General features: G+C 43.4%; 27 protein-coding genes and 1 pseudogene. 22 read left to right on the forward strand and 6 right to left on the reverse strand.

The window, feature by feature from the left end; translation table 11 throughout:
* The first annotated feature begins 190 nt into the window (after positions 1-190).
* From IGI77_RS01155 to IGI77_RS01180, 6 genes and pseudogenes are all read left to right on the forward strand, one after another.
* Positions 191-403 carry a hypothetical protein gene (locus tag IGI77_RS01155; RefSeq protein ID WP_236596103.1) on the forward strand — a complete coding sequence of 71 codons (213 nt, stop codon included), beginning with the start codon at positions 191-193 and terminating at the stop codon, positions 401-403.
* Positions 404-417: 14 nt separating this feature from the next.
* Positions 418-603 (forward strand): annotated as a pseudogene (locus IGI77_RS01160) (site-specific integrase); the annotation flags it as partial.
* Between the two features lie 11 nt (positions 604-614).
* Positions 615-980: a hypothetical protein gene (locus IGI77_RS01165; protein ID WP_438769258.1), complete on the forward strand. Its 366-nt coding sequence runs from the start codon at positions 615-617 to the stop codon at positions 978-980.
* Complete coding sequence (locus IGI77_RS01170) at positions 967-1,407, forward strand: HD domain-containing protein (protein WP_438769259.1); 441 nt, start codon at positions 967-969, stop codon at positions 1,405-1,407. The genes IGI77_RS01165 and IGI77_RS01170 overlap by 14 nt, the downstream gene beginning before the upstream one ends.
* Before the next feature lie 6 nt (positions 1,408-1,413).
* Positions 1,414-2,214 carry a metallophosphoesterase family protein gene (locus IGI77_RS01175; RefSeq protein WP_087626773.1) on the forward strand — a complete coding sequence of 267 codons (801 nt, stop codon included), beginning with the start codon at positions 1,414-1,416 and terminating at the stop codon, positions 2,212-2,214.
* Positions 2,215-2,329: 115 nt separating this feature from the next.
* The gene (locus IGI77_RS01180; protein ID WP_121260291.1) at positions 2,330-2,626 is read left to right on the forward strand and encodes a hypothetical protein; all 297 of its coding nucleotides are present in this window, start codon (positions 2,330-2,332) and stop codon (positions 2,624-2,626) included.
* 74 nt (positions 2,627-2,700) lie between these two features.
* Here the strand turns inward: IGI77_RS01180 and guaA are convergent, their stop codons facing one another.
* Both guaA and coaA read right to left on the reverse strand, forming a co-directional pair.
* Positions 2,701-4,266: a glutamine-hydrolyzing GMP synthase gene (gene guaA, locus IGI77_RS01185; RefSeq protein WP_008376418.1), complete on the reverse strand. Its 1,566-nt coding sequence runs from the start codon at positions 4,264-4,266 to the stop codon at positions 2,701-2,703.
* Between the two features lie 80 nt (positions 4,267-4,346).
* The gene (gene coaA, locus IGI77_RS01190) at positions 4,347-5,270 is read right to left on the reverse strand and encodes a type I pantothenate kinase (RefSeq protein ID WP_005226828.1); all 924 of its coding nucleotides are present in this window, start codon (positions 5,268-5,270) and stop codon (positions 4,347-4,349) included.
* 346 nt (positions 5,271-5,616) lie between these two features.
* On the opposite strand from coaA, the gene IGI77_RS01195 reads away from it, so the two are divergent.
* From IGI77_RS01195 to IGI77_RS01255, 13 genes are all read left to right on the forward strand, one after another.
* Positions 5,617-6,222 carry a class I SAM-dependent methyltransferase gene (locus IGI77_RS01195; protein ID WP_008376416.1) on the forward strand — a complete coding sequence of 202 codons (606 nt, stop codon included), beginning with the start codon at positions 5,617-5,619 and terminating at the stop codon, positions 6,220-6,222.
* Between the two features lie 251 nt (positions 6,223-6,473).
* Positions 6,474-7,493, forward strand: a complete 1,020-nt coding sequence (locus tag IGI77_RS01200; protein WP_005226832.1) for a LacI family DNA-binding transcriptional regulator — start codon at positions 6,474-6,476, stop codon at positions 7,491-7,493.
* Positions 7,494-7,616: 123 nt separating this feature from the next.
* The gene (locus IGI77_RS01205) at positions 7,617-8,918 is read left to right on the forward strand and encodes a pyrimidine-nucleoside phosphorylase (protein ID WP_438769261.1); all 1,302 of its coding nucleotides are present in this window, start codon (positions 7,617-7,619) and stop codon (positions 8,916-8,918) included.
* A gap of 13 nt (positions 8,919-8,931) precedes the next feature.
* Positions 8,932-9,594, forward strand: coding sequence for a deoxyribose-phosphate aldolase (deoC, locus tag IGI77_RS01210; protein ID WP_005226835.1), 663 nt, complete (start codon positions 8,932-8,934; stop codon positions 9,592-9,594).
* 46 nt (positions 9,595-9,640) lie between these two features.
* Positions 9,641-10,039 carry a cytidine deaminase gene (locus IGI77_RS01215; RefSeq protein ID WP_005226837.1) on the forward strand — a complete coding sequence of 133 codons (399 nt, stop codon included), beginning with the start codon at positions 9,641-9,643 and terminating at the stop codon, positions 10,037-10,039.
* Positions 10,040-10,102: 63 nt separating this feature from the next.
* A complete protein-coding gene (locus IGI77_RS01220; protein ID WP_015508805.1) occupies positions 10,103-11,221 on the forward strand; it encodes a BMP family lipoprotein in 1,119 nt (372 codons plus the stop codon).
* Between the two features lie 137 nt (positions 11,222-11,358).
* The gene (locus IGI77_RS01225; protein ID WP_005232559.1) at positions 11,359-12,969 is read left to right on the forward strand and encodes an ABC transporter ATP-binding protein; all 1,611 of its coding nucleotides are present in this window, start codon (positions 11,359-11,361) and stop codon (positions 12,967-12,969) included.
* The gene (locus IGI77_RS01230; RefSeq protein ID WP_005226844.1) at positions 12,962-14,113 is read left to right on the forward strand and encodes an ABC transporter permease; all 1,152 of its coding nucleotides are present in this window, start codon (positions 12,962-12,964) and stop codon (positions 14,111-14,113) included. The genes IGI77_RS01225 and IGI77_RS01230 overlap by 8 nt, the downstream gene beginning before the upstream one ends.
* On the forward strand, positions 14,113-15,066 hold the full coding sequence (locus IGI77_RS01235) for an ABC transporter permease (RefSeq protein ID WP_005232556.1): 954 nt from the start codon (positions 14,113-14,115) through the stop codon (positions 15,064-15,066). The genes IGI77_RS01230 and IGI77_RS01235 overlap by 1 nt, the downstream gene beginning before the upstream one ends.
* A gap of 194 nt (positions 15,067-15,260) precedes the next feature.
* Positions 15,261-16,427 (forward strand): phosphopentomutase, encoded by a 1,167-nt coding sequence (deoB, locus tag IGI77_RS01240; RefSeq protein WP_159161110.1) that lies wholly within the window; start codon positions 15,261-15,263, stop codon positions 16,425-16,427.
* A 10-nt stretch (positions 16,428-16,437) separates the two neighbouring features.
* The gene (locus IGI77_RS01245) at positions 16,438-17,256 is read left to right on the forward strand and encodes a purine-nucleoside phosphorylase (protein ID WP_005226849.1); all 819 of its coding nucleotides are present in this window, start codon (positions 16,438-16,440) and stop codon (positions 17,254-17,256) included.
* Positions 17,257-17,281: 25 nt separating this feature from the next.
* Positions 17,282-17,986 (forward strand): purine-nucleoside phosphorylase, encoded by a 705-nt coding sequence (gene deoD / locus IGI77_RS01250; RefSeq protein ID WP_005226852.1) that lies wholly within the window; start codon positions 17,282-17,284, stop codon positions 17,984-17,986.
* 198 nt (positions 17,987-18,184) lie between these two features.
* Positions 18,185-19,372: an iron-containing alcohol dehydrogenase gene (locus IGI77_RS01255; RefSeq protein WP_010748609.1), complete on the forward strand. Its 1,188-nt coding sequence runs from the start codon at positions 18,185-18,187 to the stop codon at positions 19,370-19,372.
* A gap of 52 nt (positions 19,373-19,424) precedes the next feature.
* Here the strand turns inward: IGI77_RS01255 and IGI77_RS01260 are convergent, their stop codons facing one another.
* From IGI77_RS01260 to rpiA, 4 genes are all read right to left on the reverse strand, one after another.
* Positions 19,425-20,072 carry an SGNH/GDSL hydrolase family protein gene (locus tag IGI77_RS01260; RefSeq protein WP_438769262.1) on the reverse strand — a complete coding sequence of 216 codons (648 nt, stop codon included), beginning with the start codon at positions 20,070-20,072 and terminating at the stop codon, positions 19,425-19,427.
* Between the two features lie 101 nt (positions 20,073-20,173).
* Positions 20,174-20,860 carry a 2,3-diphosphoglycerate-dependent phosphoglycerate mutase gene (gpmA, locus tag IGI77_RS01265; protein WP_005226871.1) on the reverse strand — a complete coding sequence of 229 codons (687 nt, stop codon included), beginning with the start codon at positions 20,858-20,860 and terminating at the stop codon, positions 20,174-20,176.
* A gap of 194 nt (positions 20,861-21,054) precedes the next feature.
* Positions 21,055-21,636 (reverse strand): recombinase family protein, encoded by a 582-nt coding sequence (locus IGI77_RS01270; RefSeq protein WP_005226873.1) that lies wholly within the window; start codon positions 21,634-21,636, stop codon positions 21,055-21,057.
* A gap of 150 nt (positions 21,637-21,786) precedes the next feature.
* A complete protein-coding gene (gene rpiA / locus IGI77_RS01275; RefSeq protein WP_005226875.1) occupies positions 21,787-22,461 on the reverse strand; it encodes a ribose-5-phosphate isomerase RpiA in 675 nt (224 codons plus the stop codon).
* A gap of 304 nt (positions 22,462-22,765) precedes the next feature.
* On the opposite strand from rpiA, the gene rpsL reads away from it, so the two are divergent.
* From rpsL to fusA, 3 genes are all read left to right on the forward strand, one after another.
* Positions 22,766-23,179, forward strand: coding sequence for a 30S ribosomal protein S12 (gene rpsL / locus IGI77_RS01280; protein ID WP_003127956.1), 414 nt, complete (start codon positions 22,766-22,768; stop codon positions 23,177-23,179).
* A gap of 70 nt (positions 23,180-23,249) precedes the next feature.
* Complete coding sequence (gene rpsG, locus IGI77_RS01285; protein WP_003127957.1) at positions 23,250-23,720, forward strand: 30S ribosomal protein S7; 471 nt, start codon at positions 23,250-23,252, stop codon at positions 23,718-23,720.
* An 80-nt stretch (positions 23,721-23,800) separates the two neighbouring features.
* Positions 23,801-25,885, forward strand: a complete 2,085-nt coding sequence (gene fusA / locus IGI77_RS01290; protein ID WP_005226900.1) for an elongation factor G — start codon at positions 23,801-23,803, stop codon at positions 25,883-25,885.
* Positions 25,886-25,922 lie beyond the last annotated feature (37 nt).

The following is a 25,922-nucleotide window of genomic DNA, read 5'->3' on the forward strand; positions in this document are numbered from 1 at the left end:
CAGTTCCCTCAACAACAAATTAACCCCCTCGAAGTGAGTGAAATAGGGAGGTAGTCGCCCCAGCGACTAAACGGAGTGTCCGAGTCTTTTCACTCACTTTGTGGGGGCCAGTCGGGCGGTTTTTGCCTGACACTTAACTTGATATATAAAACAACATCTGCTCGTTTGAGCGCGCGCTGAGAGGTGTGTGATGTCTAAAGAAACTCGTGCGTATAATACTAAAATTATTGAAACTTCCACCTATATTGAGGTGTATCAGTATGATGAACCTATTTTCTATAGTTATTCTGTTGAAAATGAAAATGGTTCACGTCAATTAGATTGGTTAATTGATAGTAATACACGTCGAACTTATGATGAGCTACCAACTATTGAGAAATATGATAGCTTAAAGCGAAAATAACAACATTATGAAGAAATGCGTTGGTCGTTCGTGATCGCTTAGGTCATGAAGATATTCAAACAACTTTGGGAACTTACGGACATTTATACGAAAACGCTAACAAAGAAGTCGCAAAAAAATTAACGAATACTATTGAAATGCCTAAGGAAAATGCGCAACGGAAACTTACAGGTAATCAGTATGTGAAGCATAAAGAATGACGAGGATCAATATGGAAAATACTGTTTTTGATTCAGACAAATTTAAAGGGCAAAAAATACCGAAATATGATTCTAAATCTGGTGTTTGGGCTGTTGATACAGGTAATCGTGTTGAATTTGGCGATATGTATTATGTTTTATCGGAATTTATTGAGGATGGGTTACATTATAGTTTTAATACCTTAATAGCCGGAGATGTACGGCGAGACCATGCACATTCTTTTGATTGTGTCGTTTCAGCTTTACTCAAGAATGTCACCCATTTTTCAATTGTCGGATTTGAGAAAGATTATTCTCAGCAAGAAATAAATTTCCTCAATGACATTCAGACCAAAATTTTAAAAGAAAGTCGGGATTGCCAACATGACAGAATATGATAAATTTAAAAATATGGCTATCGAGGTAGCGAAAAAAGCTCACGCTGGTCAAACTGACAAATGTGGTGAACCTTACTTTTTTCATGTTCAACGAGTGGCAAATTCACTAACAGATAAAAATGCTAAGGTTGTTGCCTATCTTCATGATACTGTTAAAGACACGGATATTACTATTGAAAAACTGAAAGAGTTAGGTTTTTCAGACACGATTGTTTCGGCAGTCCAGGTTTTGACACAGGAACGTTATCAACCCTATTTTGACTATATTGTAGAAATTAAGAAAAATAAACTAGCCACCATGGTTAAACTTGCAGACTTAAAAGATAATATGAATCTTTCAAGAATTACTACTCCAACTGAAAAAGACTTTGAAAGAGTTAAGAAATATCAAAAGGCGTTTAAAAGATTAGAGTTAGAGGGAGAGTGATTCAAAATGAGAACACTTTTAGTGGGCGATTTACACTTAACAGCACAAATAATCTTGCCAATGGTTGAGCAGAAAGTTAAAGAATTAGGCATTAAACAAGTGATTTTGCTAGGAGATTATACAGACGCATACGAGCAAGAAAAAAACGTTGATCTCTACATGAATGAATTAGACTATTTGTTCATATGGAAATCAAAGATGAAAGTTTTCGGTGTCGAAGTGATAAATCTCTTAGGAAATCATGACGTGTCTTATTTGACGGTTACACCTAGAAGGTATTCACTGCAAAGTGCAGATGGATTTCTTTCAGTCGGTCGAAAGCTGTTGAAGTTAAATCTGCAAATTGCCTTTCAGTTAGATGATTATTTGATTAGTCATGCTGGTTACACCCAAGACTTTAATTTAGAAGATTGGCATTTTGAAACAATAACTGAAAATTTAATCGACAATTTAGATGATTTAGAAGACCATGTCGGCAAAGCAAGAGGTGGGAAATACTTTTTAGGTAGTCCATTATGGGCTGACTTTGACCATGAATTAAGCTGTTTGCCAAATCCAAAGTATCAAAAACAAATTGTAGGGCATACACCGCAAACGAAAATCACGACTGTTCATAAGGGAGAGTCTGAACTTGTGGGAATTGATACATTTACGATTATTCCAATTAAAAGAAAACCTTTTTTCAAAGAAATTGGTAGTGGAGAAATTTTACTTTATGATAATGGCACACTAATACCAATTCAAGTGGATTGGCAAAGTGATGAAGTGTTTAACAAGTTGAACGAAATATTTGAAAAAAATTCATAGTATTGCTAAGTTATATGGCATTTTATTAGATTTTAAAAATGGTCGATGACTGTTGATGATAAAGAAATCTTTTTGAATAGAAAATATTTTTAGAACATAATTAGGAGGTTGTTGTATGCGGAAAAATCAAGTATCTATAAAAATTGAAAGATTTGGCAAAGATATACCAGATGAGTTTAAAGAATTGAATATGCAAGTCATGTCTGTTTATGCTGATGGAAATGATTTATATGAAACATTATGTGGAGCTTTTCAGTTAGCCTTAAATGAAGTTGCTAAATATGAGCATAATAATTTCGGATGTAGAGAAAGTTATGATTCTTTAGAACTTACACAAAGAAAAGTTAAGGGGTTAAAATTATGTAGAAAAATAAAACATGATTTTTCTGATTCTAACTCAAAAGAAGAGTAAAAGCTAATGGTTGAGTAACCTCGAGAAAAAGAGCCTAGACACCCTATAAATAAAGGGTTCTAAGCTCTTTTTTCTTACTCCCACTCCACAGTAGCAGGTGGTTTGCTCGTAATATCGTACACGATCCGATTGACGTGTGCGACTTCGTTGACGATGCGGACGCTGATTTTTTGTAGGACTTCCCATGGGATGCGGGCAAAGTCAGCGGTCATGCCATCGATCGAAGTGACTGCACGGATGCCGACGGTATAATCGTAGGTCCGGCCATCACCCATGACACCGACGGAGCGGATGCCTGGTAAGACGGTGAAGTACTGCCAAATGTCGCGGTCTAAGCCGGCATTTGCGATTTCTTCCCGCAAGATTGCATCCGAGTCGCGGACGATCGTTAGTTTTTCTTCTGTTAATTCGCCAAGGACACGAATGCCTAGACCTGGTCCAGGGAATGGTTGGCGCCATACGATGCTGTCTGGCATACCAAGTTGAGTCCCTAATTCACGGACTTCGTCTTTGAACAAGGTGTTCAATGGTTCGATCAATTTGAATTGCATGTCTTCAGGTAAACCACCCACATTGTGGTGTGATTTGATGGTTTGAGCAGTCTCAGTTCCTGATTCGATGACGTCGGTATAAAGGGTTCCTTGGGCAAGGAAAGAAACGCCTTCTTCGCCAGCTAGTTTGGTTGCTTCATCATCGAAGACGTACACGAATTCATTTCCAATGATCTTGCGTTTTTCTTCAGGATCAGAAACCCCCGCAAGTTTTGATAGGAAACGTTCTTTGGCATCAACTTTGATGATGTTCAAGCCGAATTTGCCGCCTAAGCTTTCCATTACTTGCTCGGCTTCGCCTTTACGCAAGAGGCCGTGGTCAACAAAAATACAAGTCAGTTGATCGCCGATCGCTTTTTGTAAAAGAACACCAACGACAGAAGAATCGACCCCGCCGGAAAGACCAAGCAAGACTTTTTTGTCGCCCACTTGTTCGCGGATTTTTGCGATTTCCATATCGATGAAGTTGTCCATTGTCCAATCACCTGTACATTGACAAACGTCAATGGCAAAGTGACGCAATAAGTCGTTGCCGTATTCTGAATGGCGAACTTCTGCGTGGAATTGGATACCGTACATTTTGCGCTCGGCATCTTGGATAGAAGCGATCGGGCAATCTTTGCTCGTTGCCACGACATCAAATCCTGCAGGTGCTTGAGTGACCAAGTCTCCGTGGCTCATCCACACGGTTTGGGTTGCGGGCGTGTTTTGGAAAAGGGCCGCTGCATCAGAAGTGACTTCCAATTCTGCTTTGCCGTATTCACGGTTTTTGGCAGGTTCAACTTTTCCGCCTAATTTATAAGTAATCAACTGCATGCCGTAACAGATCCCTAAAACTGGGATGCCTAACTCAAAAATTTTCTCGTCGATGCCGAAAGAGTTCTCGTCGTAGACGCTGTTTGGTCCGCCAGATAAGATGATCCCTTTTGGGTTCATCGCTTTTACTTCTTCAGCGGTAATGCGGTGGCTCAATAATTCTGAGAAAACACCGAACTCACGAATACGGCGTGTAATCAGCTGGTTGTACTGACTACCGTAATCAAGTACGATAATTTTTTCGACGTTTGGCAAAGTGTCAACGTTTGTCACAATAAATTACCTCAATTCTTTTAGTTTTTATTGAAAAAAGGCTGGGCCTTTTCAACAGCATAATCATAAAAATGAAGCGGTCAATACTTGCGCAAGAACACTTCATCGATCAAATGGTGCTTTGTTTTATGAAGAATTATATCGGCTCTGCTGCGTGTAGGCAAGATATACTCGTGTAAATTCTTTAAATTCACATTTTTCCATACTTCTTTTGCCATTTTAATCGCTTCCTTGCGATCCCCGATCGCATATTGGTAATAATAATTGCTGGGATCTTGAAAGGCCGTGTCTAGTAATGATTCAAATCGTTCCAAATACCATTTTTCGATCAGTGCTGGTTGGGCATCCACGAAAATTGAAAAATCAAAAAAGTCACTGATATAGATTTGTTGGTTGGCAGGCAGTTGCAGGGTATTGATGCCTTCCACGATCAAGATATCTGGTTGACTGATCGTTTCATACGTATCAGGAATAATATTGTAGACTTCATGGGAGTAGACGGGGATCTGAATGTCTGGTTCTCCTGATTTGACCGCATTCAAAAAGTTGATCAAGGCTTCCATGTCATAACTTTCTGGAAATCCTTTGCGATTCAAGCTGCCGCGTTCTTCCAAGACTTCGTTCGGGTACAAAAAGCCGTCAGTGGTGATCAGTTGGACGGTTCTACGGGGAAACAAACGGGCCAACAAATTTTGGACGAGCCGTGCGGTGGTGCTTTTGCCGACGGCGACACTTCCAGCGATGCCGATGATAAAAGGCGGCATTTTGACGTAGCGGTGTAAAAAGAGTCCCTTGCTGAGGGTCAATGATTCAAACTCTTTCATATAAAGATGGATCAGATGGCACAAAGGCACGTAAACATCTTCCACATCTTGGACCGAGATCCGGTCGTTCAAACTTTTGATATTATCCAATTCTTCTTGAGTGAAAGGCATCATGCCGTTCGTATAAAACCCTTGCCATTGCTCACGAGGAATTTGATAAAAATTCATGGTTTCTTGCATAGTAGGCTCCTTTTTTGCGGCATCATCGGTTTCTATTAGAAGCGATAAGCCACTGTTCGAAAGTATTTTACCATAGAAACTTGCGGAACTTGGAAAAAAGACATGATTTCCTTTGCAGAAACAACAAAAAACTGTTTTTTCGTTGTTTTTTTTGCTGGGCGTTTACTTCTGGCTGTTTTTCGGTATGATTAGAAAGAAGCAGCAGACAAATCTTGCAGGGCTTTTTTACTGGTGATTTCACTATGTTCACTTGTTCGAATAGAAGAAACAAGGAAAAACTAGTAGAAACCAGTAGAAACCAGTAGAAAAAACAAGCGAAGAGGAAATAGAAGAAAGGAGCATAACCATGAGTAATCATTACTATACAGAAAATCCTGATACGGCCCATGATTTTGAGCAGTGGTCGTTTGAATTAAGAGGAAAGAAGTTTCATTTTGTGACAGATAGCGGGGTGTTTTCCCGTGACACGGTGGACTATGGCTCGCGGGTGCTGATCGATGCGTTTGAGTGGGGGGAGCTGCCAGAAGGAAGTCTGCTGGACGTTGGGTGCGGCTATGGACCTGTTGGCTTAGCGTTAGCTTATGCGAGTCAACGACCTGTTGAGATGATCGATATCAATCAGCGGGCAGTGGATTTGGCAAAAGGCAATGCCCAGCGTAACGGCATTGAACAGGTAGATATCCATCAATCCAATATCTATGCCCAATTAAATCAACCTGCTTATGCGGCGATCCTCAGCAATCCGCCGATTCGGGCAGGAAAAGAAGTCGTTCATGAGATTTTGACGGGGGCGTTTCCTTTGCTTAAAGCAGGCGGGACTTTAACGATCGTGATCCAAAAGAAACAAGGGGCGCCGAGTGCTCAAAAGAAAATGCAAGAGACCTTTGGCAATGCCGAAATCATCAAAAAAGACAAAGGCTATTACATCATTCAAAGCGTAAAAGAAGCGTAGCTGCTCTTTTATTCTCAACAGATCAAAGGCATCGCCAAGACAAGCACTGGTTAGCGGCAACTGGACCAGTTGGTTTCTCAAAAAAGCCTTTTGTCATCAGCCTTTGGGGCAATCGCAGCTCCGCTAAAAGGGCTGTCTGTATCAGCGGGCCATTTTTGATCAACGAAAAAGAAAGTCGCACACTTGTTGAAAGTGTGCTATTTTTTTTGAGAAAAATTTGCTACACTTTAGGCAAGAGAGGAGAGAAGCAGATGAAATTGACGATTAAACAGATTGCTGAAATGGCTGGCGTCTCTGTCACGACCGTGTCGCAGATCCTAAACAATAAAGGCAGCCGTTTTAGTGAAGAAACCCGAAAGCGGGTCTTAGATATCGTAAATAAATATCACTATAAGCCGGATTTTTTTGCTTCGAATCTTATCAACCGCCATTCAAAAACGATCGGCATGATCGTGCCTGATGTGACGGATTTCTTTTTCTCTAAAGTCATTGAAGGGGCGGAAAGTTATTTCAATCCACTAGGTTACATGCTAGTGTTATGCAATTCGCGCCACAGCCAAGAAAAAGAGGTTCAATATTTGAATGAACTGTCTCATCGTTCGGTAGATGGCATCTTATTAGCGACGCCGCATTTGCTGCCAGAGGATTATTCCTTGAAGAGCGGGTTCTTTGACGACCGACCAATTATTTTAGTCGATCGTGGGATCAATCAACGGGACAATGGTCGTTTGATCGTGAAAGAATACGAAGGCGCCTACCAAGCCGTCAGCTATTTGATCAAAAATGGTCACCGCAACATTGCGATGCTCAAAGAAATCACCGGCTACTATCAATTAGAGGAACGGTTCAATGGCTATCGCCATGCCTTAAAGGATCATCAGATCCCTTTTAAAGGCCGATATGTAGAAAATGCTGAATTAACGGTTACCGGCGGGTACGAAGCAACGAAGGAATTATTGAAGTATAAAGAGATCACAGCGTTCTTCTGTGGCAACGATGCTATGGCGATCGGCTGTTATCAAGCGATTTATGAGGCGGGCAAAAAAGTACCAGAAGACTACTCGGTGATTGGCTTTGATGCCTTGAAATTATCGGAATACATCACACCACCGCTTACCACGGTCATGCAGCCGACTTTTGAGATCGGGTTTACCGCAGCGAAGTTTTTAGTGGACGCCATTGAGTTTCCGACACGGCGAATTCCAAATAAGATTTTTGATACAAAATTAATTATTCGTGAGAGCGTGAAGACATTGACAAGCGAGAAATAATGCGGTATATTTCTTCTTGTAAGTGTTTTCATAGTTTTACGATATTTAGTAAACTGTTTTACTAAAGTGGTTTACCCTACGAAAAATTATTGTATAATGTTAAAGGAAGCGAGGGTCATTTCGATGCGAATGGTGGATTTAATTGAAAAGAAACGTGACGGCAAGTCATTGACGAAGGAAGAAATTGACTACATTGTAACTGCGTATACTGAAGGAAGTATTCCAGATTATCAAATGAGTGCCTTGTTGATGGCTATTTTTTATGTAGATATGACAGATGAAGAAATCACGAACTTAACGCTAGCAATGGCAAATTCTGGTGAAGTGATCGACCTATCCTCAATTGAAGGAATCAAAGTCGATAAGCATTCGACTGGCGGTGTTGGTGATACGACCACATTGATCTTAGCGCCCTTAGTGGCTAGTGTTGGCGTACCAGTTGCAAAAATGTCTGGGCGCGGCTTAGGCTATACTGGTGGGACCTTAGACAAGCTTGAAGCGATCCCTGGATTTAAAATCGAGCTTTCTGAAGCCGACTTTATCCGATTAGTCAACGAAAGCAAAGTGGCCGTGATCGGTCAATCAGGAGATTTAGCTCCTGCAGACAAAAAACTGTATGCCTTACGAGATGTGACGGCAACGGTTAGTTCGATCCCATTGATCGCCAGCTCGATCATGAGTAAAAAAATCGCGGCAGGTGCCGATGCGATCGTGTTAGATGTAACCACAGGCGATGGCGCCTTTATGAAAAACTTGGAGGATGCCAAACGCTTAGCCCAAACGATGGTCCGCATCGGAAAATTGGCAAATCGCCAAACGATGGCAGTCATTTCTGATATGTCACAGCCTTTAGGGGAAGCGATCGGCAACAGTTTGGAAGTGGTGGAAGCCATTGAGACACTGCAAGGAAAAGGACCGAAAGACTTGGAAGAAATGTGCTATGCACTGGGCAGCCAAATGGTCGTTTTAGCGAAAAAAGCTGATTCATTGGAAGAAGCACGCCAACTGTTGGAAGAAGCCCTGCATTCAGGCAAAGCGTTAGAAAAATTCAGACAGATGATCACAGACCAAGGCGGAGACGCTACAGTGATCGATGACCCGAGCAAGATTTTGACAGCGAAATATGAAGTGGAAGTCCCAGCGAAAACGAGCGGCGTGGTGACGAAATTAGTTGCCAATGAGCTAGGGATCGCGGCGATGATGTTAGGGGCAGGTCGTAAGACCAAAGACGAAGACATCGACCATGCAGTGGGCATCAAATTGCATAAGAAAGTTGGCGAATCCGTAAGCAAAGGAGAATCGCTATTGACGATCTATAGCAATACCGAAGCAATCGAGGATGTCAAAGCATTGATCGACCAAAATATTGAAATTGGGGGAGATGGCGCAGAACCGCCATTGATCCATGACATTATTACAGAATAAGGAGCGAATAAAAATGGAATTGAATCGCATGATCGACCACACGATTTTGAAAGCAGACGCAACGGAGGAAGATGTTTTACGAATCATCGAAGAGGCAAAAACCTATCACTTCTATTCTGTCTGCATCAATCCAACGTGGGTTTCATTAGCAGCAGAAAAATTACAAGGCGAACCAACGGCTGTTTGTACCGTGATCGGTTTTCCTTTAGGAGCAAACACATCTGAGGTTAAAGCTTATGAAACAACAGATGCGATCAAAAACGGCGCAGATGAAGTCGATATGGTAATCAACGTAGGTGCCTTGAAATCAAAACAATACAAAAAAGTTCAAGCAGACATCGAAGCAGTCGTTGAAGCAGCCAAAGACAAAGCGCTTGTCAAAGTAATCATTGAAACAGCGTTATTAGACAACGAAGAAATCGTCAAAGCCTGTGAATTAGCCAAAGCAGCTGGTGCAGATTTCGTGAAAACCTCAACTGGCTTTTCAACTGGTGGGGCAGTCGTTGAAGATGTTCGCTTGATGCGTGAAACAGTAGGACCAGAAATGGGTGTCAAAGCTTCTGGTGGTATCCACAACGAAGCAGAAGCTGCAGCTATGGTCGAAGCGGGCGCAAACCGCTTAGGAACAAGCGCAAGTGTTGCTATCGTGACTGGCTCAACAGGTGCTGGCTACTAAGCCTAGCATCAAGTAGCAAAAAATAAAAATAAGAGCGGGGAAGACAATGACAATAGCGAAAAAAGAGTGGATCGACACCGCCGTTTCCGCCTTAGATAAAGCGTATGTGCCGTACTCTAAGTTTCCGGTCGGTGCTTGTCTCGTTGCCAAAAATGGTACGATATATCAAGGGATCAACATTGAAAATGCCTCATATGGCTTAACAAATTGCGCAGAACGAACCGCTTTTTTCAAAGCCGTTTCTGAAGGCGAAAAAGAGTTTCAACATTTGGTTGTGGCGGGTCATACGCCAGAACCGATCTCTCCTTGCGGTGCTTGCCGCCAGGTCATGGTGGAATTTTGTGCGCCAGATATGCCGGTGACCTTAGTCGGCGATGATGGTGTCATCAAAGAAACCACGGTAGAAGGCCTATTGCCTTATTACTTCACGAACAAAGATTTATAAACCATGTTCATTCAGTCGATGCGGCTGTTGAAAAAAACTATATTTTTAGGGGGCTTTACAGCAATGAAAAAAGCAAAATTATTTAGTTTAGGTATTGTTGCAGTAGCTGGGTTGACTTTACTTGGTGCTTGTGGCGGAGGAAATTCAGGTTCAACTGATTCAACTGGCGGCGGTTCTGCAGACGGTACGACTGATGCAGCGCATAGTGTCGCAATCGTTACCGATATCGGTGGGGTGGATGACCGTTCATTCAACCAATCAGCGTGGGAAGGCTTAGAAGCATGGGGTGAGGAACACGGGATCGCTCGCGGTGCTGGTGGTTATGACTACGTGCAATCAAATGAAGCTTCAGAATACACAACCAACGTAAATGGTGCCGTTCAAAATGGTTTCAAAACAGTTTTCGGTGTAGGTTACTTATTGAAAGATTCAATCGCAGCAGCAGCTGACCAAAACCCTGATACACAATTCGGGATCATCGATGATGTGATCGAAGGCAAAGACAACGTTGTTTCAGCAACATTTAAAGATAACGAAGCAGCTTACTTAGCTGGTTTTGCCGCAGCGTATACAACCAAAACAAACAAAGTCGGCTTCATCGGTGGTGAAGAAGGCGTCGTTATCGACCGTTTCGAAGCTGGTTTCATGAAGGGCGTTCAAGACGCAGCTGAAAAATTAGGCAAAGAAATCACGGTTGATCCTCAATATGCAGCATCATTTGGTGATCCTGCTAAAGGGAAAGCATTGGCAGCTTCAATGTACCAAAGTGGCGTTGACGTAATCTTCCACGCATCTGGTGGTACTGGTGCAGGTGTCTTCCAAGAAGCAAAAGCAATCAATGAACAATTGAACGAAGCAGACCTAGAAGATAAAAAAGTTTGGGTCATCGGTGTAGATAGCGATCAACAAGACGAAGGAAAATACACAACTGCTGACGGCAAAGAAGATAACTTCACATTGGCTTCAACATTGAAAGGTGTTGGCGCAGCGGTACAAGATATCTCAACTCGTGCGTTGGAAGACAACTTCCCTGGCGGCGAACATATTGTTTACGGCTTGAAAGATGGCGGTGTAGACATTACTGAAGGATTCCTTTCAGATGATGCCAAAGCAGCGATCGAAACAGCGAAACAAGACGTGATCGACGGCAAAGTAGAAGTACCAGAAACACCTGAAAAATAAAGTTGTTCTTTTCGGTTATCTTGCCCTAGTTTAGGGCAAGATGATCGTCATTGGATTACTATGTTGATGAAAGCTACGGGTTTTCATGAGGATAGTAATCATCCTAAGCAATAGCAATTATTTTTTTGACATGACGAATGGTTTGTATAAGCGAATTAGAAAGTAAGGATGTGAGTAATTTGGCTGAGGAAAAATATGTTGTAGAAATGCGTCATATCACCAAAGAGTTTGGAACGTTCAAAGCCAATGACGATGTCAACTTGCAAGTAAGGCCAGGAGAAATCCACGCATTGCTTGGTGAAAATGGAGCGGGCAAGTCGACCTTGATGAATATGCTGTCAGGATTATTGGAACCAACATCTGGTGAAATCTGGATGAATGGTGAAAAAGTGAATATCACGAGTCCGACCGCAGCAAACAAATTGGGGATCGGTATGGTGCATCAGCATTTCATGCTGGTAGACGCCTTTACTGTAACAGAAAATATCATTTTGGGGAGCGAACCCCATCATCTCGGTGTGTTAGATCGCAAGAAAGCCCGCAAAGAAATCAAAAAAGTTTCTGAGCAATATGGTTTATCGGTTGATCCAGATGCCTATGTGCGTGACATCTCTGTTGGGATGGAGCAACGGGTAGAGATCTTGAAGACTCTTTACCGCGGCGCAGATGTACTGATTTTTGATGAACCAACGGCAGTTTTGACACCGCAAGAAATCGAAGAGCTGATCGAGATCATGCGCGGATTGGTGCGTGAAGGCAAATCGATCATCTTGATCACCCACAAACTGGATGAGATCAAAGCGGTGGCAGACCGTTGTACAGTTATCCGTCGGGGACAAGGGATCGGCACTGTCAATGTCAAAGACGTCAGCTCGCAACAGTTGGCCGATATGATGGTTGGTCGTTCTGTGTCCTTCAAGACACCGAAGAAAGAAGCGTCACCAAAAGAAGTCGTGCTTTCTGTTGAAAACTTAGTCGTAAAAGAAAACCGTGGCTTAGAAGCAGTCAAAAACTTAAGCTTAGAAGTACGTGCAGGTGAAGTATTGGGGATTGCTGGGATCGATGGCAATGGGCAATCAGAGCTGTTACAAGCCATCACTGGTTTACGGAAAGTCGAAAGCGGCAAGGTCTTGCTGAATGGTGATGACATCACCAACTTCAAGCCTCGGAAAGTCACCGAAGCCGGCGTTGGTCATGTGCCAGAAGACCGCCATAAATACGGACTTGTCTTGGATATGATGTTATCAGAAAACATCGCCTTGCAAACCTACTACAAAAAACCTTTGAGTAATGCAGGTGTCTTGGATTACGGAGAGATCAACGAGTTTGCTCGTGACTTGATTCAAGAATTTGACGTACGAACAGTCAACGAGATCGTACCAGCACGGGCATTGTCCGGCGGGAATCAACAAAAAGCGATCATCGCACGAGAAATCAGCCGCGATCCTGATCTATTGATCGTTGCCAATCCGACCCGTGGGTTGGATGTTGGAGCGATCGAATTTATCCACAAACGCTTGATTGAACAGCGGGATAAGTTCAAAGCGGTATTGTTAGTCAGCTTTGAATTAGATGAAATTTTGAATGTATCAGACCGCATTGCTGTTATTCATGCTGGTGAGATCGTTGGGGTCGTTGATCCGAAAGAAACATCAGAGAAAGAGCTTGGCTTGTTGATGGCAGGGTACTCCTTGGAGGAAGCAAGACGAGAGCTGCAAATGGAGGAAGTAGGTGGTTCGGTTGAATAACCGCAAAGAAAAGATCCGCAATATATTAGTGCCGATCATCGCTGTCTTGTTAGGATTCGTCCTTGGCGGGATCATCATGGCGGCCTTCGGCTACAGCCCAATCACAGGGTATACACAAATGTTTCGGACCGTTTTTATCAACGGACAAACAGGTGGGTTAAATGCCCGCAACATTGGTGAGATTTTTGTTACAGCAGGACCATTGATCTTTACCGCTCTGGGGTTTGCCGTTGCAAACTCAGCCGGATTCTTCAATATCGGTCTTTCTGGTCAAGCGCTAGCAGGTTGGGTTGCCAGTATCTGGGTCGCACTAGCGATGCCAGATGCGCCTCGGTTGGTGGTCTTGCCATTAGCCGTGATCGTAGGGGCTTTATGCGGGGCGATCGCAGCTGCGATTCCTGGTTTCCTACGGGCATTCTTTGGAACAAGTGAAGTCATCGTGACGATCATGATGAACTATATCTTGCTTTATACGGGGAACCATTTAGTCAATAATGTGATGAGCGAATCCATGATCACGACAAAAGGGGTCACAAAAATGGTGGGGGAAAATGCCTCCATGCAGACGCCGTTTCTAGCAAGCATCACGAGCAACTCTCGCTTGAACTTAGGGATCTTCTTAGCTTTGATCTTCTTAGTTTTGGTTTGGTTCTTGATGAAAAAAACCACTCTTGGTTATGAAATCCGCGCGGTGGGCTTGAACCCAAGCGCTTCTGAATATGCGGGGATGAGCAGCAAACGGACGATCATTATCTCCATGATCATCTCTGGAACGCTTGCTGGATTAGGTGGAGTCGTTCAAGGACTAGGAACGTTTGAAAACTTCTTCGTTCAAGGGTCATCATTGAGCATCGGTTTTGACGGTATGGCTGTATCCTTGTTAGGAAGCGGCTCATCGATCGGAATCTTGCTTTCAGCCCTCTTGTTCAGTATTTTGAAATTAGGTGGACAAGGCATGCAGTTTGCAGGTATTCCATCTGAATTAGTCGATGTCAATATCGCAATTATTATTTTCTTCGTAGCGATCAGCTTTGTGATTCGTTTCTTGTTGGCAAAAATCTTTGACGGCAAAAAAGAAGCGCTGGTCGTACAGGAGATTGAAGCCCAACCAAACGATCAAGATCAGGAAGGAGGAACCATCTAATGGATATTAGTTTAATTTCTTCGATCGTCACTCAAACATTGATTTATGCGTCTCCTCTGATTTTGACGGCGCTAGGTGGCGTGTTCTCAGAGCGCAGCGGGATCGTTAACGTGGGTCTTGAAGGAATCATGGTTATGGGTGCTTTTAGCTCGATTGTTTTCAATATTGAATTTGCGTCACAATTTGGTGCGTGGACACCATGGTTAGGGATGCTCGTCGGCGGACTTGTCGGTGTGGTTTTCTCCTTGCTGCATGCGGTGGCAACCATCAACTTCCGTGCCGACCACATCATCAGTGGTACGGTGATGAACTTGATGGCACCAGCTTTGGCTGTGTTCTTAGTCAAAGCGATCTACAACAAAGGGCAAACGGATAACATCCAACGGACATTGGGGTATTTCAATTTCCCGATTCTTAAAGATATTCCTATCATTGGCCCGATTTTCTTTAATCAAACATTCTTACCGGCGTACTTCGCTATTTTGATCTCAGTGATCGCGTGGTTCGTGATTTTCAAAACACGCTTTGGGTTGCGTCTTCGTTCTGTCGGTGAGCATCCACAAGCAGCGGATACCTTAGGGATCAATGTTTACGTGATGCGCTACTCAGGTGTCTTGATCTCTGGTTTCCTTGGCGGGATGGGCGGTGCCTTGTTTGCTCAATCGATCGCGGGTCGCTTTGCCGTGACAACGATCGCCGGTCAAGGGTTTATCTCGATGGCTGCGATGATCTTTGGTAAATGGAATCCACTTGGTGCGATGGGAGCTGCGATTTTCTTCGGTTTTGCGCAAAACATCAGTATCGTAGGTGGTCAACTGCCAATCATCTCTTCCATTCCAGCGGTTTACTTACAAGCTGCGCCTTATGCCTTGACGATCATCGTGCTCGTTCTTTTCCTTGGAAAAGCCGCTGGTCCGAAAGCTAACGGGAAGAACTACATTAAATCTAAATAATTTTTTCAGTATGAAAGGGTGGGGCTATGGGACATGAATGTGTTGCTGTGTCCTGCCCTTTTTCTATCCTCTGGGTGAAAGGAACGCATCAGGAAATTTCCAAAGCAACCCAGCGCAATTTTTGCTTAAGTTTAGTATGATAGAGGTAGTAGATCCGCTTGTAAAAGCATAAAATAAAGAAAGTAGGGAATAGAATGTTTAAACGTGTACACTTGATCGTGATGGATTCAGTCGGAATTGGTGAAGCACCTGATGCGGCAGCTTTTGGTGATGTCGGTTCAGATACGTTAGGCCATATTGCAAAAGAAGCAGGCTTGACGATCCCTCACTTGGAACAATTAGGCCTAGGGACGATCCGTCCTTTAGAAGGCGTGAAGGCGGTAGCTGACCATGATGGGTATGCAACCAAATTGGAAGAAGTTTCCGTTGGGAAAGATACGATGACGGGGCACTGGGAGATCATGGGCCTGAATATCCAAAAACCTTTCCGCGTATTTCCCGATGGGTTTCCCGATGAATTGTTGCAACAGATCGAAGCGTTCTCTGGACGTAAAATCGTCTGCAATGCGCCGTACTCAGGGACAGCAGTCATTGATGACTTCGGCGAACATCAAATGAAGACAGGCGATTTGATCGTTTACACCTCGGCTGACCCAGTGTTGCAGATCGCTGCGCATGAGGAAATCATTCCATTAGAAGAATTGTATCGTATTTGTCAGTACGTTCGGGACATCACGAAAGATGAGCCATATATGATCGGCCGCATCATCGCGCGTCCGTATGTCGGTGAGCCTGGAAACTTTACTCGTACGAGCAATCGTCATGACTACGCACTCGATCCATTTGGCCATACAGTATTAGATTCCTTGAAAGAAGCTGGAAAAGATGTGATCGCCGTTGGGAAGATCAATGATATCTTCAACGGACAAGGAATCACCGATTCTGTACGGACGAAGAGCAATATGGACGGTGTGGATCAGTTACTGAAGGTGATGAAACAAGACTTTACGGGTCTAAGCTTTACGAACTTGGTCGACTTCGATGCGCTTTATGGTCACCGTCGCGATGTCGTAGGGTATGCCCATGCCATTGAAGATTTTGATTTGCGTATTCCAGAACTTTTAGAAGCAATGGGAGACGAGGATCTGTTGTTGATCACAGCTGACCACGGCAATGACCCAACCTTTACGGGAACGGATCACACGAGAGAATATGTGCCATTATTAGCGTACAGCAAGAAATTCCAAGGCCAAGGCCAATTGCCACAAGGCTACTATGCGGATATTTCCGCAACGATCGCTGAAAACTTTGGTGTTTCAGCTACAGAAAACGGAACAAGCTTTTTACAACATTTAAACTAGAGGTGATGAGATGACAACGTTACATGAGAAATTACAAGAAACAACGGCATTTATCCAAGAAAGCGGCGTCGGTGAAGTGGAGTTTGGGTTGATTTTAGGATCTGGCTTAGGTGAATTAGCCGATGAGATCGAAAACCCAATCGTGTTGCCTTACAACGATATCCCGCATTTTCCTGTTTCGACAGTGGTTGGTCATGCAGGACAATTGGTCTATGGAACATTAGCTGGGAAAAAAGTCTTAGCGATGCAAGGACGATTCCACTATTATGAAGGCCATTCGATGCAGACAGTTACTTACCCCGTCCGTGTGATGGCGGCATTGAAAGCTCACTCTTTAGTCGTGACCAATGCCTGTGGCGGCGTAAACGAAAGCTTCCAGCCGGGAGACTTGATGTTGATCACCGATCAAATCAACTTTATGGGGGACAACCCACTGATTGGTGAAAACGAAGAAGAAATGGGTCCACGTTTCCCAGATATGAGCCAAGCCTACCATTTGCCTTATCGGGAAGCGGCACAAAAAGTTGGTGCATCAAAAGGATTGCACTTAAAAGAAGGCGTTTATATGGGCTTCTCAGGTCCTACGTATGAAACGCCAGCAGAGATCCGCTTTGCTCGGACGATCGGCGCCGATGCTGTCGGTATGTCGACTGTCCCGGAAGTGATCGTTGCTGTTCACAGTGGCTTGAAAGTCTTAGGTGTTTCTTGTATCACAAACTTGGCTGCTGGTATGCAAGCGAGCTTGAATCATGAAGAAGTCGTGGAAACGACGGAACGGGTCAAGGCAGAATTTAAAGCGTTGATCAAAGAAACGTTAGCAGTACTATAAAAAGCAGACCAAAGGAGAAAAACGAATGAGCGTTCATATCGAAGCAAAAGCAGGCGAGATCGCAGACAAAATCTTGTTACCAGGTGATCCACTGCGGGCAAAATATATTGCTGAAACATTTTTAGAAGACCCGATCTGTTACAACAACGTTCGGGGGATGTTGGGCTATACAGGCGTTTATAAGGGCGAGCGGGTCTCTGTCCAAGGAACCGGCATGGGCATGCCTTCAGCGAGTATCTATGCCCATGAATTGATCAACTCTTACGGCGTGAAGAAATTGATTCGGGTCGGTACGTGTGGTGCCATCTCAAAAGATGTCCACGTGCGTGATCTTGTGATTGCCCAAGCGGCAGCAACAAGTTCATCGATGGTAGCAAAAAACTTCCAAAGTTTCCATTTCCCACCAATCGCTGACTTTGCACTGTTGCGTAAAGCCTATGATACAGCGATTGAATCAGGATTTACGACTCACGTCGGTAACATCTTATCTGAAGATACCTTCTACAAAGATGACATGACGGAAACGTTACAGTTGGCAGACCTTGGGGTGATGGGTGTTGAGATGGAAGCCGCAGCCTTATACTATTTAGGGGCGAAATTCCACGTTCAAACTTTAGCGATCTGTACCGTCAGCGACCACATCATCACTGGAGAAGAAACAACGCCAGAAGAAAGACAAACGACATTTAACGACATGATCAAAGTTGGCTTAGAAACAGCGATCGCGTAAAAAAGATACCGCAGGATCGGTGCATGAACGATGCGAAGGCTGCTTGCTTTTGATAGAGCAAGCAGCCAAATCGTATTGGTTTGCATGCAACCGAGAATGTGTTATCTTTTTTTGTTGGCAAAAAGCCACGAAGAAGCGTTGCACTTTTGCCAGAAAATGGTTTAATGAAAAGAAAAGGTGTAAAAAGGAGATGAGACAATGAATAATTTTACGTTTCATGTAACGACGGACATTCGTTTTGGAAAAGACCGTCTGAACGAGCTGCCAGAAGTACTGAATACATTTGGAAAAAACGTCTTGCTAGTCTATGGTGGCGGCAGTATCAAGAAAAACGGCTTGTACGATGCAGTCATGGCGCAATTGACTGCCAACGGCAATCAAGTCACTGAATTGACTGGTGTCGATCCAAATCCACGAATCGAAACCGTTCGTCAAGGAGCCGCTCTTTGTCGTTCAGAAAAGATCGACGTCATTTTAGCTGTTGGCGGCGGTTCTGTAATTGATTGCAGCAAAGTGATCGCTGGGGCGGCTTGCAGTGAGCAAGAGCCTTGGGACTTAGTTCTTTCCAGAAGCTATCAAGGACCAGCGATTCCATTAGTAACGATCTTGACCCTTGCGGCTACTGGCAGTGAAATGAATCGCGGTGCGGTGATCTCTAATCTAGAAACGAAACAAAAACTTGGTGTTCACGGACCCGAATTTTTACCGAAAGTATCTTTTTTAGATCCAACAACGACCTTTAGTGTCAGTCGCTATCAAACGGCTGCCGGTTCAGCGGATATCATGAGCCATCTGATTGAAAATTATTTCAGTAAAACAGAAGGAACAGATGTCCAAGACGGTGTAGCAGAAGGATTGCTAAAAGCAGTCATTAAAAATCTGCCCATCGCATTAAATGACCCCACAGACTATGATGCGCGGGCGAATTTGATGTGGGCGAGCACCTTAGCCTTAAATGGTTTGACTGGAAGCGGCAAGGGTGGTGCTTGGTCTTGTCATGCGATGGAGCATGAGTTGAGTGCGTTTTATGACATTACCCATGGCATCGGCTTAGCGATCCTGACCCCACGCTGGATGCTTCATGTATTGAATGAAGAAACGGCGCCGAAATTTGCGCGGTTTGCCAGAGAAGTCTTTGGTGTCCAAGAAGCAGTGCCAGAATTAGCTGCCCGAATGGGGATTCAAAAACTGTATGACTTTTTTGCTTCTTGCGATATTCCAATGACTTTGCCAGAAGTAGGGATCGCCGATGACACCCATTTTGCTGAAATGGCGGCTCAAGCAGTTCAATTCAGCTCTATTGCAACAAATGCGTATGTACCGCTGCAAGAAGAAGACGTGATCGCAATCTACCAAGATTCCTTGACTCCTTCAACCTATCTTTAATCATAAAAAAGACCGTTCCTGCGACTTGGTTGTCGCGGAGCGGTCTGTTTATTTACCCTTCAGAAGAAAAAGCCAAACGGGCCATTAGCTGATTCGCAATCAAGGCGTGTCCAGCAGGAGTGGGGTGCACCCCGTCATCGCCTGTCAGTGCCTGCGGGGAGCTAGCAACGGCTGCTTCGGCAAACAAGCCATCCAGCGGCAGCAGCTGACAATGAAAGGCGGCAGCTAAGCGACGAACGATTTGGATTTTCGGATCAAGATCGATCCGCCAGGTTTGACGATCTTCAGGATATGGCAAAACAAAAGGTTCCAGCAAGAAAATACGCGTGATCCCCTGTTGGGTCACTTGTTCCAGAATTTGACGGTAGGTTGCCTCAAAGGACGTTGCGGCCTCTTCTGAACCAAAATCGGGACCACCGGCATTGTGCCACGTGTCGTTGATCCCAATCATAAAGACCAAGACGTCAGGCGCTAATTGAAGGCAATCTTCTTGGAGACGGGCTAAGACATCGGCAGCTTTATTGCCGCCGATCCCGCGGTTATAAAAGGTAAAGTCCGCAGTGGGGAATTTCTCTGCCAGCTGATCGGCAACGAGACGGGCAAACCCATGTCCTAAATCGTGGGGATCTTGGCGATCACGATCGCAATCTGTGATGCTGTCACCTAAAAATAAAACGGTATCATTTTTGACTAGTTTCATAATAAGCTCCTTTCGAGTACGCCCTCAATTATAAAAGAGGGGGGAGGAAATGCCAATAAAAAAACTGCCCTTTTTTAAAAAAGGGCAGCGATAAGCGAGGCTTATAAGTAGTATTTTTTCGCAACAGTCAAATCATCGTTCAATTCATAAACAAGTGGTTGACCAGTTGGGATCTCAAGATCCATGATATCTTCGTCAGAAATACCTTCGATATGTTTTGCTAATGCACGTAGAGAGTTTCCGTGAGCCGCAACTAAGACAGTTTTGTCGTCTTTTAATGCTGGGGCGATTTCATCTTGCCAGAAAGGCAATGCACGTTCTAAAGTAACTTTTAAGTTTTCTCCACCAGGTACGTCGCGAGGGTCAAGCATTGCATAACGACGGTCGTTTGCAGCAGAACCTTCATCTGAAGCTTCCATCAATGGAGGTAAAACATCGTAAGAACGACGCCAGATGTGTACTTGTTCGTCACCGTATTTTTCAGCAGTTTCTTTTTTATTTAAACCTTGTAATTTACCGTAATGACGTTCGTTTAAGCGCCATGATTTGATCGTTGGTACCCAAAGTTGATCAGAATATTCTAAAATGTAATTACAAGTTTTGATGGCACGAGTTAAAACAGATGTGTAAGCAACGTCAAATTCGATGCCTGCTTCTTTGATTTTACGTCCGCCTTCGATTGCTTCTTCGACACCTTCTGGCGCTAGATCAACATCAGCCCAACCGGTAAACTGGTTTAATTTGTTCCATTCGCTTAGTCCATGACGAGAAAATACTAATTTTGGCATGTAAAACTCTCCTTTAGATATTCGATATTTTTCTGAAATTTTCAATTCCGTATTTATTGTACACTCTTTCTCAAAGAATTTCCATGGTTTTGGAGGAAAAGCTGGGGGAAAACGCCATTCTTAAGGAAAAACAAAAGGGGATCATTAAAAAGAGGACCGCTTTTGTTTCATGCTGTTCTAGGGGGAGTCGACAACTATGAACGTAACTTGTTCCATTCTTCTTCGGATAATTTTATGTATTTATAGCATGTACCTACAGAAACACCGCATTTTTCAGAAATATATTGAATCGTTTCTTTTTTCTCGTAGTACAATTGACGGATTTTTTTGATCGTTTTCGGATCGATTTTTGGACGACCGCCAATTTTGCCTTTTTTGCGGGCTTTATTTAAGCCGACCAGCGTGCGCTCTTTGATGAGTGAGCGTTCCATGATTGCAAGTCCTTCCATTAAATTGAAGTAAACCTGTCCCATCGGACCGCGGGTATCGATTTGTTCTGCCAGTGAAACCAGATGAAGCTCTCGCTGTTTTAATAGATCAGTGAGATCGGTCAGCTGTCTGGTGGTTTTCCCTAAACGATGCAGTTCCGTAACGACTAAGGTGTCGCCGGGTTGCATTTGTGCCACCACTGACTCCAATGAATGATTTTCTTCACTTTCTTCCACGCTAAATGTCTCATGGAAAAATTCATGACACCCGAATTCTTCGAGCTTGTTTAATTGTTCACTTGTTGAGTTGTCGGTGATCGTTGAACGAGCATAGCCTATGATTTTCATAAACCCTCCTACCTTTCCCTTTTTATTGAATGTATCATAATTATTTCTTAAATGATAGGGTAATTTGCACAAAAAATAATAAAAATTAAGTCGATTGAAGAAAAATAACGAAAAAAAGAGAAGCGATATCGCTCCTCTTTTTTGTTTCCTTTATCTAACGTGCTTGGTACTCGGGCCTTCAGGCAATCCGACAATGATCGTGTGGACCATATCCAAAAACAGACCGTGTTCAACCACGCCCACTGTAGCATCTAATTCCTGTGCCAACTCAGTAGGGGCGGTGATCGTTTCTAGATGAAGATCGATGATGTAATTGCTACAATCGGTTTTTAACGGTTCGCCTTCTTCATTCAGACGCAGTTTTGGATGGTAGTTTTTCTTCTCGAACAGACGCAACAGCTGTTGGCTGCCATAAGGGATCACTTCCACTGGCAACGGGAAGGCACCAAGTGTTTCGACCATTTTCGATTCATCAACGATCCACAAGACTTTCTTGGAGTTAGACGCCACGATTTTTTCGAATAAAAGGGCTGCACCGCCGCCTTTGATGCCATGATAATCCTTGCTGATCTCATCTGCACCGTCGATCGTTAGATCCACAGCGTCCACTTCATCGATGGTGCGAATCGGGATACCTAATCCTTCTGCTTGTTTTTTCGATGCCCAAGAAGTTGGGACACCCGTGATCGATAGACCTTCTTCTTTTACACGTCGACCCAGTTCTTCAATCATGTAGTAGGCTGTTGAGCCAGTGCCCAAGCCAACCACCATGCCATCTTTTACATAACTAGCCGCTTCAATGCCGACCATTTCTTTTAGGTTCATTTTCTTCCCGCCTTTTTTAAATAAATGCTTTGTCTCTATTATATAGGAAGAAGCGCAAAATTTGCGGATTTTTTCGTAACAGATTTCTTTTGAAAAAAGCTTAGGAGGATACTTGACAGGTAAGAATAAGCATGATATTCTATCAAAGGTGCTTTATCTACAGGTCTCTCGTTGGAGACGTGCTGACTGTCTATCAAAGCATAGTTGATATGAATGCAGAGAATGCATTATTTTTTATCGCAAAAAAAGAACCACCTGGATGTGTGGGACTATAAAGCGAATCAAGGAAGGAGGACAACTAGGGATGCCTACAATTAATCAATTAGTACGTAAACCTCGTAAATCCAAGGTTGAAAAATCAAATTCACCAGCATTGAACAAAGGATATAACAGTTTCAAGAAAGCTCAAACGAATGTTAACTCACCTCAAAAGCGTGGGGTAGCTACTCGTGTGGGAACTATGACACCGAAAAAACCGAACTCAGCTCTACGTAAATATGCGCGTGTTCGTTTGTCAAACTTGATTGAAGTGACAGCTTATATTCCAGGTATCGGACACAACTTACAAGAACACAGCGTGGTCTTGTTACGTGGTGGACGTGTAAAAGACTTACCAGGGGTACGTTACCATATCGTTCGTGGTGCATTGGATACTGCCGGTGTTAACGATCGTAAACAATCTCGTTCTAAATATGGTACAAAACGTCCTAAAGCTTAATCTTTAAGACAAACAGATCAAATGAATCTTATTTAAATCAGAACTGATATCTCGGAAGGAGGAGTTACGGATGCCTCGTAAAGGTCCTGTTGCAAAACGTGATGTTTTACCAGATCCTATTTATAACTCAAAATTAGTAACTCGTTTGATCAACCGTGTAATGGTTGATGGTAAACGCGGTGTTGCTGCAAATATTATCTACAATGCTTTTGGCATTATCAAAGAATCTACAGGAAATGATCCATTGGAAGTTTTCGAACAAGCAATGAAAAACATTATGCCTGTATTGGAAGTTAAAGCTCGCCGTGTCGGTGGTTCTAACTACCAAGTACCAGTAGAAGTACGTCCTGAACGTCGTACAACTCTAGGTCTTCGTTGGGTGGTAAACTACGCTCGTTTGCGTGGCGAACACACAATGGAAGAACGTCTTGCAAAAGAAATCATGGATGCAGCGAACAACACTGGTGCTTCTGTGAAAAAACGCGAAGACACACACAAAATGGCGGAAGCCAACCGCGCATTTGCTCACTATCGTTGGTAAGATCCTCACTGCTTTTTATTGGAAGGTACTGAGACAACCTTAGCTTAAGTTAAGTAAGAATGAGAGGGGAACAACCTAGAATGGCAAGAGAATTTTCGCTAGAAAAAACTCGTAATATCGGGATCATGGCCCACGTTGACGCTGGTAAAACAACGACAACTGAACGTATCCTTTATTACACAGGTAAAATCCATAAAATTGGTGAAACACATGAAGGTGCTTCTCAAATGGACTGGATGGAACAAGAACAAGAACGTGGGATCACAATCACTTCTGCTGCGACAACTGCGCAATGGAAAGAAAACCGCGTAAATATCATCGACACACCAGGACACGTGGACTTCACAATCGAAGTGCAACGTTCATTGCGTGTACTTGATGGTGCTGTAACTGTGTTGGACTCACAATCAGGTGTAGAACCTCAAACAGAAACAGTTTGGCGTCAAGCGACAGATTACCGCGTACCGCGTGTTGTATTCTGTAACAAAATGGACAAAATTGGTGCAGACTTCTTATACTCTGTATCAACTTTACATGATCGTTTACAAGCAAATGCTCACCCAATCCAATTACCAATTGGTGCGGAAGATGACTTTACTGGTATTATCGACTTAGTAAAAATGAAAGCTGAAATCTACACAAATGACTTAGGAACTGAAATCCAAGAGACTGAAATTCCTGAAGAATACGTAGAATTAGCTGAAGAATGGCGCGAAAAATTAATCGAAGCTGTTGCTGATACTGATGAAGAACTAATGATGAAATTCTTGGAAGGTGAAGAAATCACTGAAGAAGAATTGAAAGCTGGTATTCGTCAAGCAACATTGACTGTTGACTTTTTCCCTGTTCTTTGCGGATCTGCCTTTAAAAACAAAGGGGTTCAATTGATGTTGGATGCAGTCATCGACTACTTGCCTTCACCACTTGATGTTCCTGCGATTAAAGGGATCAATCCTAAAACAGACGAAGAAACTGATCGTCCGGCTGACGATGAAGCACCATTTGCTTCATTAGCATTTAAAGTAATGACTGACCCATTCGTAGGTCGTTTGACATTCTTCCGTGTGTATTCAGGTATCTTGAACTCTGGATCATACGTATTGAATGCTTCAAAAGGCAAACGCGAACGTATCGGTCGTATCCTACAAATGCACGCCAACACTCGTGCTGAAATCCAAACAGTATACTCAGGCGATATCGCCGCTGCTGTTGGTTTGAAAGACACAACAACTGGGGATACACTATGTGATGAAAAATCACCAGTAATCCTTGAATCAATCGAATTCCCAGAACCAGTTATCGAAGTCGCTGTTGAGCCTAAATCAAAAGCTGACCAAGATAAAATGGGGGTTGCTTTACAAAAACTTGCTGAAGAAGATCCATCATTCCGTGTGGAAACAAACGCTGAAACAGGCGAAACTGTTATCGCTGGTATGGGAGAACTTCACTTGGACGTCTTAGTTGACCGTATGCGTCGCGAATTTAAAGTTGAAGCAAACGTAGGTGCGCCTCAAGTTTCTTATCGTGAAACATTCCGTGCAGCAACACAAGCGGAAGGTAAATTTGTACGTCAGTCTGGTGGTAAAGGTCAATACGGTCACGTATGGGTCGAATTTACACCAAACGAAGAAGGTAAAGGCTTCGAATTCGAAAACGCGATTGTCGGTGGTGTGGTTCCTCGTGAATACATCCCAGCAGTTGAAAAAGGACTTGAAGACTCAATGGCGAACGGTGTCTTAGCCGGTTACCCATTAGTAGACATCAAAGCAAAACTTTATGATGGTTCATACCATGATGTCGATTCAAGTGAAACTGCCTTCCGTGTTGCAGCTTCTATGGCTTTACGTGCTGCAGCGAAGAAAGCAAACCCAGTAATTCTTGAACCAATGATGAAAGTAGTTATCACTGTACCAGAAGATTACTTAGGTGATGTTATGGGTCACGTAACTGCTCGTCGTGGACGCGTAGAAGGAATGGAAGCACACGGTAACTCACAAATCGTGAACGCAATCGTGCCATTAGCTGAAATGTTCGGTTACGCAACAACACTTCGTTCATCAACACAAGGTCGCGGTACGTTCATGATGACATTTGATCACTATGAAGATGTACCTAAATCTGTTCAAGAAGAAATCATCAAGAAAAACGGCGGCAAAGCTGAATAATTGATGGAAGTATAGGAAATTAAGTAAAAAGCTATAT

Origin of the sequence: Enterococcus sp. DIV0213h, assembly GCF_051711285.1 — a bacterium.
Classification (GTDB): Bacteria; Bacillota; Bacilli; order Lactobacillales; family Enterococcaceae; genus Enterococcus_D; species Enterococcus_D casseliflavus.

Excerpts from the sequence above, each read along its gene's own strand:
- IGI77_RS01225 (WP_005232559.1), top strand. The coding sequence starts at position 11,359 with ATGGTTTGTATAAGCGAATTAGAAAGTAAGGATGTGAGTAATTTGGCT.
- IGI77_RS01180 (WP_121260291.1), top strand. The coding sequence starts at position 2,330 with ATGCGGAAAAATCAAGTATCTATAAAAATTGAAAGATTTGGCAAAGAT.
- IGI77_RS01215 (WP_005226837.1), top strand. The coding sequence starts at position 9,641 with ATGACAATAGCGAAAAAAGAGTGGATCGACACCGCCGTTTCCGCCTTA.
- IGI77_RS01170 (WP_438769259.1), top strand. The coding sequence starts at position 967 with ATGACAGAATATGATAAATTTAAAAATATGGCTATCGAGGTAGCGAAA.
- gpmA (WP_005226871.1), bottom strand. The coding sequence starts at position 20,860 with ATGCCAAAATTAGTATTTTCTCGTCATGGACTAAGCGAATGGAACAAA.
- IGI77_RS01245 (WP_005226849.1), top strand. The coding sequence starts at position 16,438 with ATGACAACGTTACATGAGAAATTACAAGAAACAACGGCATTTATCCAA.
- deoD (WP_005226852.1), top strand. The coding sequence starts at position 17,282 with ATGAGCGTTCATATCGAAGCAAAAGCAGGCGAGATCGCAGACAAAATC.
- IGI77_RS01195 (WP_008376416.1), top strand. The coding sequence starts at position 5,617 with ATGAGTAATCATTACTATACAGAAAATCCTGATACGGCCCATGATTTT.
- IGI77_RS01155 (WP_236596103.1), top strand. The coding sequence starts at position 191 with ATGTCTAAAGAAACTCGTGCGTATAATACTAAAATTATTGAAACTTCC.
- IGI77_RS01220 (WP_015508805.1), top strand. The coding sequence starts at position 10,103 with ATGAAAAAAGCAAAATTATTTAGTTTAGGTATTGTTGCAGTAGCTGGG.
- IGI77_RS01200 (WP_005226832.1), top strand. The coding sequence starts at position 6,474 with ATGAAATTGACGATTAAACAGATTGCTGAAATGGCTGGCGTCTCTGTC.
- IGI77_RS01260 (WP_438769262.1), bottom strand. The coding sequence starts at position 20,072 with ATGAAACTAGTCAAAAATGATACCGTTTTATTTTTAGGTGACAGCATC.
- IGI77_RS01270 (WP_005226873.1), bottom strand. The coding sequence starts at position 21,636 with ATGAAAATCATAGGCTATGCTCGTTCAACGATCACCGACAACTCAACA.
- deoB (WP_159161110.1), top strand. The coding sequence starts at position 15,261 with ATGTTTAAACGTGTACACTTGATCGTGATGGATTCAGTCGGAATTGGT.
- rpsG (WP_003127957.1), top strand. The coding sequence starts at position 23,250 with ATGCCTCGTAAAGGTCCTGTTGCAAAACGTGATGTTTTACCAGATCCT.
- rpiA (WP_005226875.1), bottom strand. The coding sequence starts at position 22,461 with ATGAACCTAAAAGAAATGGTCGGCATTGAAGCGGCTAGTTATGTAAAA.
- IGI77_RS01235 (WP_005232556.1), top strand. The coding sequence starts at position 14,113 with ATGGATATTAGTTTAATTTCTTCGATCGTCACTCAAACATTGATTTAT.
- rpsL (WP_003127956.1), top strand. The coding sequence starts at position 22,766 with ATGCCTACAATTAATCAATTAGTACGTAAACCTCGTAAATCCAAGGTT.
- deoC (WP_005226835.1), top strand. The coding sequence starts at position 8,932 with ATGGAATTGAATCGCATGATCGACCACACGATTTTGAAAGCAGACGCA.
- IGI77_RS01255 (WP_010748609.1), top strand. The coding sequence starts at position 18,185 with ATGAATAATTTTACGTTTCATGTAACGACGGACATTCGTTTTGGAAAA.
- IGI77_RS01165 (WP_438769258.1), top strand. The coding sequence starts at position 615 with ATGGAAAATACTGTTTTTGATTCAGACAAATTTAAAGGGCAAAAAATA.
- IGI77_RS01175 (WP_087626773.1), top strand. The coding sequence starts at position 1,414 with ATGAGAACACTTTTAGTGGGCGATTTACACTTAACAGCACAAATAATC.
- coaA (WP_005226828.1), bottom strand. The coding sequence starts at position 5,270 with ATGCAAGAAACCATGAATTTTTATCAAATTCCTCGTGAGCAATGGCAA.
- IGI77_RS01205 (WP_438769261.1), top strand. The coding sequence starts at position 7,617 with ATGCGAATGGTGGATTTAATTGAAAAGAAACGTGACGGCAAGTCATTG.
- fusA (WP_005226900.1), top strand. The coding sequence starts at position 23,801 with ATGGCAAGAGAATTTTCGCTAGAAAAAACTCGTAATATCGGGATCATG.